The sequence below is a fragment of the Cupriavidus sp. 05N39 genome (assembly GCF_056397325.1).
Map to the genome: position 1 here is coordinate 82,693 of NZ_JBFTNE010000001.1, position 12,122 is coordinate 94,814.

General features: G+C 67.6%; 12 protein-coding genes. 8 read left to right on the plus strand and 4 right to left on the minus strand.

The window, feature by feature from the left end; genetic code table 11:
- Positions 1-248 precede the first annotated feature (248 nt).
- From AC1DN0_RS00370 to AC1DN0_RS00395, 6 genes are all read left to right on the plus strand, one after another.
- A complete protein-coding gene (locus AC1DN0_RS00370; RefSeq protein ID WP_441637443.1) occupies positions 249-1,895 on the plus strand; it encodes a cbb3-type cytochrome c oxidase subunit I in 1,647 nt (548 codons plus the stop codon).
- A gap of 2 nt (positions 1,896-1,897) precedes the next feature.
- A complete protein-coding gene (locus AC1DN0_RS00375) occupies positions 1,898-2,638 on the plus strand; it encodes a cbb3-type cytochrome c oxidase subunit II (RefSeq protein WP_441637441.1) in 741 nt (246 codons plus the stop codon).
- Entirely contained in the window at positions 2,635-3,237 is a 603-nt protein-coding gene (locus AC1DN0_RS00380) for a c-type cytochrome (protein WP_441637439.1), read from the plus strand. The genes AC1DN0_RS00375 and AC1DN0_RS00380 overlap by 4 nt, the downstream gene beginning before the upstream one ends.
- On the plus strand, positions 3,234-3,869 hold the full coding sequence (locus AC1DN0_RS00385; protein WP_477111148.1) for an SCO family protein: 636 nt from the start codon (positions 3,234-3,236) through the stop codon (positions 3,867-3,869). Before AC1DN0_RS00380 ends, AC1DN0_RS00385 begins: the two co-directional genes overlap by 4 nt.
- A complete protein-coding gene (locus AC1DN0_RS00390) occupies positions 3,866-4,444 on the plus strand; it encodes a hypothetical protein (RefSeq protein ID WP_441637230.1) in 579 nt (192 codons plus the stop codon). The genes AC1DN0_RS00385 and AC1DN0_RS00390 overlap by 4 nt, the downstream gene beginning before the upstream one ends.
- Before the next feature lie 402 nt (positions 4,445-4,846).
- Entirely contained in the window at positions 4,847-5,725 is an 879-nt protein-coding gene (locus AC1DN0_RS00395; protein WP_441637228.1) for a DMT family transporter, read from the plus strand.
- A 77-nt stretch (positions 5,726-5,802) separates the two neighbouring features.
- Here AC1DN0_RS00395 and AC1DN0_RS00400 read toward each other — a convergent pair whose 3' ends face one another.
- The 3 genes from AC1DN0_RS00400 to AC1DN0_RS00410 form a co-directional block, all read right to left on the minus strand.
- A complete protein-coding gene (locus AC1DN0_RS00400; protein WP_477145458.1) occupies positions 5,803-6,453 on the minus strand; it encodes an HAD domain-containing protein in 651 nt (216 codons plus the stop codon).
- A 222-nt stretch (positions 6,454-6,675) separates the two neighbouring features.
- On the minus strand, positions 6,676-7,296 hold the full coding sequence (locus tag AC1DN0_RS00405; RefSeq protein WP_441637224.1) for an N-acetyltransferase: 621 nt from the start codon (positions 7,294-7,296) through the stop codon (positions 6,676-6,678).
- Between the two features lie 243 nt (positions 7,297-7,539).
- Positions 7,540-8,412 (minus strand): hypothetical protein, encoded by an 873-nt coding sequence (locus tag AC1DN0_RS00410; protein ID WP_441637222.1) that lies wholly within the window; start codon positions 8,410-8,412, stop codon positions 7,540-7,542.
- A gap of 618 nt (positions 8,413-9,030) precedes the next feature.
- Between AC1DN0_RS00410 and AC1DN0_RS00415 the strand changes: the two genes are divergently transcribed.
- A complete protein-coding gene (locus AC1DN0_RS00415; RefSeq protein WP_441637221.1) occupies positions 9,031-9,516 on the plus strand; it encodes a GFA family protein in 486 nt (161 codons plus the stop codon).
- 23 nt (positions 9,517-9,539) lie between these two features.
- Here AC1DN0_RS00415 and AC1DN0_RS00420 read toward each other — a convergent pair whose 3' ends face one another.
- The gene (locus AC1DN0_RS00420) at positions 9,540-10,304 is read right to left on the minus strand and encodes a sulfite exporter TauE/SafE family protein (protein WP_441637219.1); all 765 of its coding nucleotides are present in this window, start codon (positions 10,302-10,304) and stop codon (positions 9,540-9,542) included.
- 509 nt (positions 10,305-10,813) lie between these two features.
- On the opposite strand from AC1DN0_RS00420, the gene AC1DN0_RS00425 reads away from it, so the two are divergent.
- Complete coding sequence (locus AC1DN0_RS00425; protein ID WP_477101876.1) at positions 10,814-12,076, plus strand: TolC family protein; 1,263 nt, start codon at positions 10,814-10,816, stop codon at positions 12,074-12,076.
- Positions 12,077-12,122: the final 46 nt, after the last annotated feature.

The window sequence follows — 12,122 nt, forward strand, 5'->3', positions numbered from 1 at the left end:
TTTGGCACATGGCCGGATTCTGATGACTGTACCGTATCAGCAAAGGGCACGGTGCAGTGGCGATGCCGCGCCGGCAACGAATCAGCCGGGATATGTGCACTGCGGCAACTTGTCGCGTGCCAATCCCCCTGATCCGGTCGATTCGTGTTGATCTGCTTCTGTTCGGTCCTGTCTTGTCTGCTTAGCATTCAGCGCTGTCCGTTGACTGCGGCGGCCGTGGCGCCGTCGTGGGGAGTGCAAGGAAAAACATGGATCCCACGAGTCTGTTGTTAGCTACCTTCCTGCTGTCCGTAGGTGGGCTGTTTGCCTTTATCTGGTCGCTGCGCAAGGGCCTGTTCGATCTCGAGTCGGCTGGTGCGCGCACCATCTTCGCGTCTGGCGAAATCGGCCATCCGGAAGAGCCGTCGAGCGATGCCGCGCAGCAGCAGGCGCTGTGGACCGGCGCTGCGTCCAACCGGCAGACCGCATCCGTCGCCGCGGCGGCCCGAGCCGATCTAGAAGCCGAACTGGCCGCGCGCCATGAGGCCGATCGCTCCAGTTCCCTGCCGGCCCTGCTGATGCTGAGCTGTGCCGTGGTCTGGCTGGTGGTGGCTTCCGCCGCCGGGCTGCTCAGTTCGCTCAAGCTGCACATGCCCGACCTGCTGACCGGGCAGGCCTGGCTGACCTTTGGCCGCCTGCGCACACTGCACCTGAACGCGGTGGCCTACGGCTGGGCGCCGATGGGGCTGCTCGGGCTGACGCTGTGGATGCTGCCCAGGCTGTTGCGCACGCCGCTGCTGGGCGGGCGCTTCGCCATGATCGGCGCGCTGGTCTGGAATGCCGGGCTGGTGGCGGGGCTGGGTGCCATTGCCGTGGGCATCAATGCCGGCATGGAATGGCTGGAGATCCCATGGCAGGTGGGCCTGCTGTTCGCACTGGGCGGGATGCTGATCGGCTTGCCGCTGGCGTTCATGCTGCAGAAGCGCCGGGTGCACCATCTGTACGTGTCGGTCTGGTATATCGGCGCGGCGCTGTTCTGGTTTCCGGTGCTGTATGTGGTTGCCAAGATCCCCGGCGTGCACTTCGGCGTGGAGCAGGCCACGATGAACTGGTGGTTCGGCCACAACGTGCTGGGGCTGTTCTATACGCCGCTGTCGCTTGCCGCCGTGTATTACTTCCTGCCCAAGGTGATCGGGCGCCCGGTGCGCTCGTACAACCTGTCGCTGCTGGGCTTCTGGACGCTGGCGTTCTTCTACGGCCAGGTCGGCGCGCACCACCTGATCGGCGGGCCGATTCCCCCGTGGCTGATCACGCTGTCGATCGTGCAGAGCGTGATGATGATCATCCCGGTGACTGCGTTCTCGGTGAACCAGCACCTGACGCTCAAGGGGCATTTTGGCGCGCTGCGCCACTCGGCCACGCTGCGCTTCATCGTGTTCGGCGCCATCATGTACACGCTGGCATCGGTGCAGGGCTCGTTCGAGGCGCTGCGCTCGCTCAACGCGGTGACGCACTTCACGCACTTCACGGTAGCGCACGCGCACCTTGGCATGTACGGCTTCGTGTCGATGGTGATCTTCGGCGGCATCTACTTTGCCCTGCCGCGCATGGTCGATGCGCCGTGGCCCCGGCCGGCGCTGATCTCGCTGCATTTCTGGCTGGTGGTGGCGGGCTTCCTCACCTACCTCATCACGCTGAGCATCGGCGGCGTACTGCAGGGCCTGGCGTTGCTGGACCCGGCGCGCCCCTTCATGGACTCGGTGGCGGTCACGCTGCCCTGGCTGCAGGGACGCTCGCTCGGCGGCGCGCTGATGACGCTGGGGCACCTTGTCTTTGCCTTCCACTTTGCCTTGATGGTCTTGCGTCCTTCCGCGCTTGCGCAGACCGATCGCATGGTTTCCCAAGCGGCTGCCTGAACATGGAAAACGAACTCAAACTTGTGGGCGGGGCCATGGTCACGCTCTCGCTCGCCACCTCGGCCATGATCGTGGTGCCCTTCCTGCAACTCAAGGATGTGCCCGCGCCCGCTGCGCTGGCGCCCTATACCAGCGAGCAGTTGCGCGGCCGCGAGGTCTATCTCGCCAACGGCTGCATTGCCTGCCACACCCAGCAGCCCAGTTCCACCGGCGCCGGGCGCGCCGACGGGCAGCGCGGCTGGGGCCGCCCATCGGTGGCGGCCGACTATCACTACGACAGCCCGCCCTTGCTCGGCACCATGCGCACCGGCCCGGACCTGTTCAATATCGGCGTGCGCCAGCCCAGCGCCGACTGGCACCTCGGCCATCTTTACCAGCCGCGCGCCTACGTGGCGGACAGCATCATGCCGGGTTATCCGTTCCTGTTCGAGCTGAAGCCGGAAGGCGCGGTGAGCAAGAGCGACAAGGTTGTCGCGCTGCCCGGCGGCACGGTGCCGCCCGGCAAGGTGGTGGTGGCCACGCCCCAGGCGCTGGACCTGGTGGCCTACCTGATCGGCATGCGCCACACGTACCCTGTGGTGGACCAGTCCGCCGCGGCCGCCGTTCCCGCGCAAGCACCCGGCAGCGCCACGCTTGCCGCCCTTCCGGTCGCACCGTCCATCCCGCGCGGTGCGGCCGCTTCCACCCAATCCACTTCCAGCTCGCCGGCACCTTCCGCCGCCGGCGTGGCTCCGCTCCGATGAAACCACCCGCCCACAAGACAGAGAACGCCGATCCGCACGAGCAGCACAATCCGGTGCCCAAGGTAGTGCTGGCACTGGTGTGCGGCCTGCTGGTCTGGGCCGTCAGCTACATCGCCATCGAGCGGGCCGACGGCAGCGCCGCGCTGGGCGACCGGCGCGACGTCGCCGCGCTGGCGGCGCCGGCAGGGCAGGGCACCGTGGCCGACGGCAAGCAGTTGTTCGCGGCCAATTGCCAGGCTTGCCACCAGGCCAGCGGGCAAGGCATTCCCGGCGTGTTCCCGCCGCTGGCCGGCTCGCCCTGGGTCACGGGCGAGCCGGACCAGCTCGCGCAGATCCTGCTGCACGGCATGACCGGCCCGCTGGACGTGCTCGGTACCACCTATAACGGCGCCATGCCCGCCTTCGGCGAACAGTTCTCCGACGCGGAGATCGCGGCGCTGGCCACGCATATCCGCGGCCAGTGGGGCAACGGCGCCGCGCCGGTGGAGGCCGCGCAGGTAGCGGCGGCGCGCGCCGCTTCCACCGCGCAAAAGGAGCCCTGGCACGGCGGCGAGGCGCTGCAGGCATTCATCCGGGCGGGAGGTGCCGCCAAGCCATGACGCGCGCGTGGGGCAAGACGCTGCTGATGGTGGCGCTGGTGCTGGCGGCGGCCGGCGCGGCGGTGTTCGCCACCACGCGCGGCTTGCGCACGGTCAGCGCCGATGGCGCGCGCCGCCTTGATCTTGCCCGCGCACCGCGCGAACTGCCGGCGCTGGTGCTGCTCGACCAGGCCGGCGCGCGCCACGCATTCGGCGGCGCGGCGGCGGCCAAGGGCGGTGCTCCGCTCACGCTGGTGACCTTCGTCTATACGCAGTGCACGGCGGTTTGCCGCACCAGTGCTTCGGGGCAGGCGTGGCTGCAGCAGCAATTGCGCGAGCGCCGCTTGCAGGACAGCGTGCGCCTGCTGACGCTGAGCTTCGACCCGGTGCATGACCAGCCCGCTGTGCTGCGCGCCTATGCACGCACCCTGCGTGCAGATCCGGCGCTCTGGACCTTTGCCACGGTGGCCGAACCTGCGCGCCTGCGCAGCCTGCTCGACGCCTTCGGCATCGTCGTGCTGCCCGATGGCCTGGGCGGCTACTCGCACAATGCCGCGCTGTTCCTGGTCGACGGGGACGGCCGGCTGGCTGCCGCCTACGATGTGGAGCGGCCGGACCTGGCGCTGGCCGACGTACTGCGGAGCTGGCTGTGAAGGCGCCGGCGCGCGGCTGGCTACCCTGCCTGCCCGGCGTGCTGCTGGCGCTGGCCGCGTTGTTCCGGCCGTGGCTTGAGGCCACCATGGCCAGGCATATGGGGCTGGAATTGCCCTTGCTCGCGCTGCTGGGCTGGTGGGCCGCGCGCTGCGCCGGCCGGCGGCTGGCGGATTGGCTGGCTCCATGGAATGCCGCCGGCCTGCCGGGCCTGCTGGCAGCGTGGTGCATCGCCAGCTACTGGATGCTGCCGGTGGCGCTTGACGAGGCCACGCTGTCGGCCCCGGCTGGCATGGCCAAGGTCGCGGGCATGGTGCTCGCGGGTTTGCTGGCGCGCGCTTCCTGGCAGGCTGCCGGCCCCGTGCTGCAGGGCTTCTTTGTCATCAACGGCGTGTGGATGATGCTGACTGCCGGCTTGCTGTACCAGGAGGCGGATGCGCAACTATGCAGCACCTACCTGATCGACGAGCAACTGGTTGCGGGCCGGGCGCTGGTGCTGTGGGCGCTGGCCTTGCTGGCGGTGTGGCTGTTCGCGATCGCCAGCCGGCTGGCGGTGGATCCCGAGCCAGCCGCATAGCCCGGCAACCGGCAACCGGCAAGCAGGCGGCGTTGTCTTGCGCTTTGGCATGGTGTAATGTTGCGGCATCCTTCGGCCTGCGGGCCAGGTATCCCATCTTCAACGGACCATCATGATCCACGCCGCGCACAACGCTTTTGCCGCCATCGCCACCCTTCCGGGTGCGGTCCGGCCGTGTGCCGCCGCTTTCGCTCCTCCTGTCACCTCGCCGCCGCGCGCGGGGGCTGGCCTTGCGCCGCCGCCCGTTGCCGTGCTGGGCTGATCCGCAGCCCTGTCTTTTCCGGCTTTTTCCGGTCTTATCCTGCTCCGGCCTTTTCCCTGACTGGCGCCAGGGCGCAATTCGCGCCTGCGTGACGCCGGGGCGCGCCGGAGCCGATCGATTTCCCGTGACAGGTGAATTTCATGGCTTTGAACAAAACCGCCCTGAGCGCGTATGGCTCGACCACGCTCTTCGTGCTGTTATGGAGCAGCGGCGCGATCTTCGCGCGCCTGGGGCTTGAATATGCTTCCGCTTTTGCCCTGCTGGTCGCGCGCTTCGCGCTCGCGCTGGCCGTTCTTCTGGTACTCGCGGCATGGCGCCGCCGCTGGTTGCCCGCGGCGGGCACGCGGCTGCAAGTGATAGCGGCGGGGCTGCTGCTGACCGGTGCGTACTCGATCTGCTACCTGCTGGCGCTGGCGCGCGGCATTACGCCTGGCGTGCTGGCAACGGTGCTGGGCGTGCAGCCGATCCTGACCCTGCTGCTGGTGGAGCGGCGCTTTTCAGCGCGCCGCCTGGCCGGCCTTGCCGTGGCGCTGGGCGGACTGGTGCTGGTGGTCTGGCAGGGCATCGGCATGGCGCGTTTTTCGGCGCCGGGCATGGGCTTCGCGCTGGCGGCACTGGCCTGCATGACGATCGGCGCCATCCTGCAGAAGACCATCCGGCAGGCGCCGCTCGACGTGCTGCCCTTGCAGTACTGCGCGGGGTTGGCGCTGTGCCTGTTGTTCGTGCCGTTCCAGCCGATGGACGTGATGCCGGCGGCCGGCTTTGTGTTGTCGCTCGCGTGGCTGGCGCTGGTGATTTCGGTAGGCGCCACGCTGCTGCTCTACAAGCTGATCCAGGCGGGCAGCCTGGTCAACGTCACCAGCCTGTTCTACCTGGTGCCGGCCGTGACCGCGCTGATGGATTACCTGTTCCTGGGTAATCGCCTTGCCGCGTTGAGCATGGGGGGCATGGTGGCGATCGTGCTCGGGCTGGTGCTGGTGTTCAGCGAACAAGCCGGCGAACAAGCGCGCGCCCGGTAACGAAACCGGCCCCGGCCGCAAACGCGCCTGAAGGCGCGCAGCGGGCCGGGGCCGGCTTTGCGAAGCGGGGCAGCGTATCAGGCGTGCGCCAGCATCGTCTCCGGGCGTTGCGTTGGCAAGACCAGCTCGGGCACGGCCTGGAACAGCGGTCCGGCGACGGTGCCCACCTCGAAACGCGCGGGCGCTTCGCGGGCCAGGCGGCGCAGCCGTTGCAGCCGGGCTTCCAGGCCAGCGTCGGGCTGTGTGTCGAGGCAGAGGGTGGACGGGCACGCCACACCGAGGATATCGAGCGCCTGCCTGAAGTTGGCGGGCGTCAGTCCCTCGGCGGGGTTCACCGCTACCGCGTGGGGACGCAGGTGCGCGTATTGCTCGCCTTGCATCGATGCGGTGTCGCAGGTCAGGATGGCGAAGGCCGGCGGTGCCGGGCGGTGCGCAAAGTAAGCCGCGATGCGCGCGGCGTGGCCGCCGGGCACATCGGGCGTCATGCCCTCGACCTGGAGATCCAGTTGCTGCAGGATGGCGGCGGGAACGCCGCGGCGCCATGCCTCGGAGATCACCACGCGGGCACCGGCCAGGCCGAACAGCCGCCGCACAAAACCGAGGGCGACGGGATCGAAGAAGCGGACGTCGCGCAGGGTACCCGTATCGGGGATTCCGCCCAGCCGAGCCTCGGAGCGGCTCGAATAGAGGACACCGGGGACGTCGAGCATGATGAGGCGTTCTGACATGATTTCCTTTGGTTGCAGCGCCTGGTTGGCACGTTTGAAGATTACGACGCAACCACGGAAATCTGGAGAGGCACGGAATGCCTAAGTTGCAACATATCTGTAACTTGAGATGCGACTTGGTAAAAATCAGCGATTCGCCCGACCGATATGTTTCGGCAAGAAACAACTTGGCGGGGCGATCCACTTCCGGCAGCCGGTTTTCACGAAGCCGCACACCTTGCGCTACAGCATGCCGGTGGCCGCGGACAGCCGCTCGACGCTCCAGCCCTTGCCCAGCAGGATCATGCGCGTGTGCAGGTCGTCGTGAACCTGGCTGCTGACCGTGCGCCCGAGATAGGTCAGGGTCTTGCAGCGCAAATCCACATAGCCCAGCTCATAGTGCCGGGACAGCGCGTGCCACAGCGCGTTGGCGCCGGGCGACTGCCGCGCGCCGCTCATCAGGCAGAGGCCCGCATCGAGTCCCCACCGGTAGATTGCGGTGGCCAGCCCGCGCCGCTGGTAGGCCGTCTCGTATTTGGAGTGCGGTGCGCGCAGGTGGGGATCGGCGCTCCGGCCTACCTCGATCAGCCGGTTGAAGACGGTGTAGCCGGCCAGCCGCTTGCGTGCGACGTCTTCCACATAGACGTAGTACTCGCCGTCGGCCTCGCGATAGCGGATCACGAGTCCGGGCGAGTCCGTGGCGACCTCCGGGATATCGTGCAGGCGGTCGCCCGGCCGGTGGAGGCGGCCGTAGATGGAGCCGAACTCCTGGTTGAGCTCGGCGGGACGGTGGCTGACATCGATGCGCAGTTCCAGCTTGCGCGCGAGCCACGGGAAGGTCATGACTGGGGCCATGATGGCCATGGCAATCTCCTCGCTGCCATGCGCCCCGGGCGGGGTGCATGGGGGTTCATCATCGGTCCAGGTAGCGCAGGCGCTAAACGGGCATGTGCTGGAAGCCCCGTGCCAGGGCAAACACCACGACCATGAAGAAGACCAGGATCAGCAAGACTTTGTAGAACATCGCTTTACCTCCGGAGAAAGGATCAAGGAAGGGATTCAGGCGGGACGCCGCGTCACGCAGGGCCGTGCGCGCGCGGCGGCATCTCAGCGCATGGCGGGTTCCTCCCACCAGCCGCTCACCAGACCCTCGGGCTTCGCCGCGGCAAGCACCTTCGCGCTCGCCGGCCAGGCATCGACCCTCACATCCAGTCCGGCGTACACGCCATAGCCCGCGCCCGCGCGGATTTCGTCCCGCGCCTGCAGGCCCTCGCCGGCCTTGATGGCGCATTCGGCGAGGATGGCCTCTTGCGCCTTGATGCCCCAGCCCGCTTCGAGATGCATCCCGGAGCGGATCGAGGCGCCGCACTCGATGCCGTGGCCGGCGCGAATGGTGTGGCGCGCATCGAGCGTGCCGCCGGCGCGAATGCTCTTGCCGCAATGGATGGCGGCCTGCGCAATCAGGTCGTGGCCAACCAGCGCGCAGCCGGACAGCGAGATCTTGCCGCCGCAAAGCACATCCCAGCCCGCCTTCAGGTTGCCGCCGCCAGTGATGGCGTCGAGCACGTCGATGCCCCATGCGGCCTTGATATCGCCGGCGGTTTCCAGCACGCCGCCGCAATGGATGCCACCCGCGGCCACGATGTCCGCGCCGGCCACGATGGCGCGGCCCGCGCGGATGCCGCCGCCGGCCTGGATGGCACCGCCTGCCCTGACCGTGGTCTCCACGTCGATGCCGCCGCGCACCAGCAGCGAGCCGGCAAAGACCACGGCCTCTGCGTCGATGGCATCCACGGCCAGTACGGCATCGGTGGGGCCGAACTGCGTCAGCAGCCAGCAGGCGTCGTCGACGCGGCCGGCTTCGACGAGGGCGTCGAGCAGGCGCTGGTAGTCGCTGCCGTCCTGGCGGTTACGGACGAACCAGCGGTAGCCATCGGCGCAGGGGCGCTTGGCTTTGACAAAATTCTTCGTGAGCTCCATGGCGATATGGGCGTGCGTGATGAATGCCGCGGACGTGCCGCGGCAGTGGAATGGCGTGCAAGGCCATGACGGGGCAACGGCTTTGCCGGTGCCCCGTGCTCAATCAGAGATTGATGAGAAGGTAGACGGCGACGACGGTGCCTATCGCACAAAGGGTCTTGTGATAGATCGAAGACGAAGACATTGGCTTTCTCCCAGGTTGCACGTTGGACAAGGGGCACGATGGCGCCCTCAGGCAAAGTGCCGTGCGGGGAAAGTCAGGACCGGGCTGGTGAGTCCTGGTTTCCCCGCACGGCCAAGAGAAGCACGGCGGCGAAACCATGGAAGTAGGCCGCGGCCGTTGTGGCGCGGCACGAGCGCACGCCGCCCCGTGCCGAGCACGCACGCAGGGCCGCGGCATGCATGGCATGCCGGCGGATTGCGTTGAGGTGCGGGACGAGGAGCATGTGGTCTCGGATGAAGGGTAGGAAATTCTGCCAGGAGCGCTGTGTGTTTACAGGCAGCAACATCTCTTATGCCATATCGGGACGGCCTTGTCCAGCCAGCCGCCCTGCGCATCGCTTCCGGACCGGCGCCTGCCGCCTAGAATGAATGCTCCCCGAACTCACGGGAGATCTCATGCATCTCGAAGGTTCCTGTCATTGCGGCGCGGTCAGCTTCAGCCTGGAGTCGGACTCGCCCTATCCCTTCATGCACTGTCACTGTTCGATCTGCCGCAAGACGGCTGGCAGCGGCGGCTATGCCATCAATCTGGGCGGCGACGCGAGCACCCTGAAGGTTCGCGGCAAGAAGCATATCGGTATCTATCACGCCGTGATACGCGAGCCGGGCCAGCGTGCGCGGCGCTCGCAGGCGGGGCGGCATTTTTGCCTGAAATGCGGCAGCGCACTATGGCTGTGGGATCCGCGCTGGCCGGAACTTGTGCATCCGCACGCGTCGGCGATCGACACGCCGCTGCCCAGGCCGCCGGAGGTGGTGGAAGCCGCGCTGGACTATGCCGCGCCCTGGGTTGATGTGCCCAAGGGGAGGGGCCATGTGCATTGCGGTACCTGGCCTGCCGAGTCGCTGGCGGAGTGGCACCGGCGCAAGGGGTTGCAAGGCTAGACGGGCGCTTGACCGGGCGGCTGTCAGCCGCGCGCCAGCATGATTGCGGCGGTGGCGATCAGGCACACGGCGAACAGCGCGCGCAGCCGCCGTTCCGGCATGCGGTGGGCCAGCGCCACGCCCCACGAGATGGTCAGCATGCCGCCGAGGGAGAGCGGCATGCCGCTGGCCCAGTCGACATGGCCGGCGTGGGCGTAGGTGGCCAGTGCCACCACCGCGCCGGGCGTGACCAGCGCCAGCGCAAGGCCTTGCGCCGCCGCCTGCCGGTAGCCGAACAGTCCCACCAGGGCAGGTGCGGCCACCACGCCGCCGCCGACACTGAAGAACCCGGAAAATGCGCCGCCCACCGCGCCGAGCGCCGGAATCCAGCGCGGTGACAGGCGGCTTTGCTGCACCGTGGCAGCGCGCCCCGGCAGCAGGCGCCACAGGAAATAAAGCGCCAGCCCGATCATGAAGCAGGCAAAGATGCGGCGCAGCAGCACGGCATCGATGGCGGTGGCGAGGCGCGCGGAGGCATAAGTGGCCACGACCGCCGACAGCCCGAGTACGGCCGCCGTGCGCAGGGCGATGTCCGCGCGCCGGCGGTATTGCCAGAAGCCGATCACCACATTGGGCGCGATCATGACCAGCGCGGTGCCCTGCGCCAGTTGCTGGTCCATGCCGTAGAGCAGCCCCAGCGCAGGAATGGCGATCAGGCCGCCGCCGATGCCGAATAGCCCGCCGACGGCGCCCAGCAAGCCACCGAGGCCAAAGATCAGTGCGGAAGACAGCAGGGAATGGTCAGGCATGAGGATGGAAAGCTGGGGGGGCGCAAAGAGCGTGCACTGCATGGGGGCGTGATAACGTCCGCCGGGCCGCCGGAACAGGGAAAAGAGCAGCGGAAAGCGCGCAATGATACGTGGGTTTGGCGAGCGTCGGCGGTGTGGCTGGATTTGTGCTCTATACGACGGCTTTGTCAGGGTTTTCCCTCGAAATTGCCATGTTCCGGTGCTTTCGTCAGTTTTATTTGCTTCCGTGAAAGCCGTTTGTAATGCAGTTCAGTTTGAATGCGCTCGGAAGATCTTTTGCCACCGCCGGATACCGGCAAGAACGCGGCCGGTTCCACGGAGATACGTGAATATTCGCTATCTCGGTGCACCGATCGGCGGGCATGGTCGTTTACCGCACACTAAAGTCGAACCGAGCCAGATTGATCGTGTCTTTTTCCATTCCTCGTTTCCTGCTGATCAGCCTCTTCAGTGCCGCAGCGGGCGCTGCCATGGCCGGCTCGGATGTGCCGCAAAGTGCGCCCCTGCCAATGGATGGCCCCTGCGTTGCGCCGCCGTCCAAGGCAGCGCTGACCATTGCCCAGGTGCGCCTGGATGCGATGCGCTGCAACCGCGACATCATCGCGGCGCGGCGCGGCGAGGAGGCCAGCCAGGCCGATATCCAGATTGCCTCGCAGCGGCCGAACCCGGTGCTCAGCCTGGGTGTGGCCAATATCAACCCCCACCTCGGCGTCGGCGCGGGCAGCCCGCGCAGCAAGACGGTCGATTCGACCCTGCGCGTGGACCAGACCATCGAGACGGCCAACAAGGGCGGATTGCGCGCGGATACCGCGCGCGCCAACAACCGCGCTGCCGGCGAAGTGCTGCAGGCCGTGATCACCCAGCAAACCAGCGCTGTCGAGCAGGCATTCTATGAAGCGCTGGTGAGCCAGGAACGCGTCGCCGTACTCACCGAGACCCTGGCCCTCTATGGCCGCACCCAGCAAGCCAATGAGTCGCGGCTGAAGGCGGGCGACGTCTCGCGCGCGGATGTCAGCAAGCTGCAGCTTGATGTGATGCGCGCCCAGACCGACATGCGCAGCGCCATGGCCGACCATGCGAGCGACAAGGCTGCGCTGGCGCAGGCGATCGGCGTGCCCGGCACGCTGGCCAGCAACCGCCTGGTGGCCGATTGGCCTGCCCTCGATGTGCCGGTGCCGGAACCCGATGCCGATACCGTGCAGCGCCGCCCCGACGTGACCGCGGCCGAGGCCCGCCTGGCCGCCGCCGCCAGCGCGCGCGATCTGGCCCGCGCCGGCCGCGTGCCCGACGTTACCGTTGGCGCGCAGGCTGAGCACTACCCCACCTCGCCCTCCAACCAGACCGGCAGCGGTAACAGCTTCGGCGTGTTCGTGTCGATCCCGCTCTACGTGCGCCACAGCTTTGGCGGTGAAGCCCGCCGCGCGGAGGTGGATTACTACGCCGCGCTGGACGATCGCAACCGCGTGCTGCTCGAAGCGCAGAACGAACTGGAGCGCTCGCGAAACCAGCTCGAAGCCGCGCGCCTGTCGCTCAAGCAGATGATGGAAGGCGTGGTCCCGACCGCGGAAAGCGTTGCCGGCAGTGCCGAGTTCGCTTACTCCAAGGGCGCCAGCAGCGTGCTCGACCTGCTCGATTCGCGCCGGGCGCTGCGCCAGACGCGCCTGGATGCCGTCACCGCCCAAGGCGAATTCGCCAAATCCCTGGCGGCTTATCGCGCCGCCCTGCAGTCCTCACCCAATTCCCAGGTTCGTACCGATGTGCCGCGTCCTTAATTCCGTGTCTGTTCCGATGTCCGCTTCGATGTCCGCCTCGATGACC

What these genes read in the sequence shown, in the direction of transcription:
- AC1DN0_RS00370 (WP_441637443.1), top strand. Translation starts at nt 249, where the DNA reads ATGGATCCCACGAGTCTGTTGTTAGCTACCTTCCTGCTGTCCGTAGGT.
- AC1DN0_RS00375 (WP_441637441.1), top strand. Translation starts at nt 1,898, where the DNA reads ATGGAAAACGAACTCAAACTTGTGGGCGGGGCCATGGTCACGCTCTCG.
- AC1DN0_RS00380 (WP_441637439.1), top strand. Translation starts at nt 2,635, where the DNA reads ATGAAACCACCCGCCCACAAGACAGAGAACGCCGATCCGCACGAGCAG.
- AC1DN0_RS00385 (WP_477111148.1), top strand. Translation starts at nt 3,234, where the DNA reads ATGACGCGCGCGTGGGGCAAGACGCTGCTGATGGTGGCGCTGGTGCTG.
- AC1DN0_RS00395 (WP_441637228.1), top strand. Translation starts at nt 4,847, where the DNA reads ATGGCTTTGAACAAAACCGCCCTGAGCGCGTATGGCTCGACCACGCTC.
- AC1DN0_RS00400 (WP_477145458.1), bottom strand. Translation starts at nt 6,453, where the DNA reads ATGTCAGAACGCCTCATCATGCTCGACGTCCCCGGTGTCCTCTATTCG.
- AC1DN0_RS00405 (WP_441637224.1), bottom strand. Translation starts at nt 7,296, where the DNA reads ATGGCCATCATGGCCCCAGTCATGACCTTCCCGTGGCTCGCGCGCAAG.
- AC1DN0_RS00410 (WP_441637222.1), bottom strand. Translation starts at nt 8,412, where the DNA reads ATGGAGCTCACGAAGAATTTTGTCAAAGCCAAGCGCCCCTGCGCCGAT.
- AC1DN0_RS00415 (WP_441637221.1), top strand. Translation starts at nt 9,031, where the DNA reads ATGCATCTCGAAGGTTCCTGTCATTGCGGCGCGGTCAGCTTCAGCCTG.
- AC1DN0_RS00420 (WP_441637219.1), bottom strand. Translation starts at nt 10,304, where the DNA reads ATGCCTGACCATTCCCTGCTGTCTTCCGCACTGATCTTTGGCCTCGGT.
- AC1DN0_RS00425 (WP_477101876.1), top strand. Translation starts at nt 10,814, where the DNA reads ATGGATGGCCCCTGCGTTGCGCCGCCGTCCAAGGCAGCGCTGACCATT.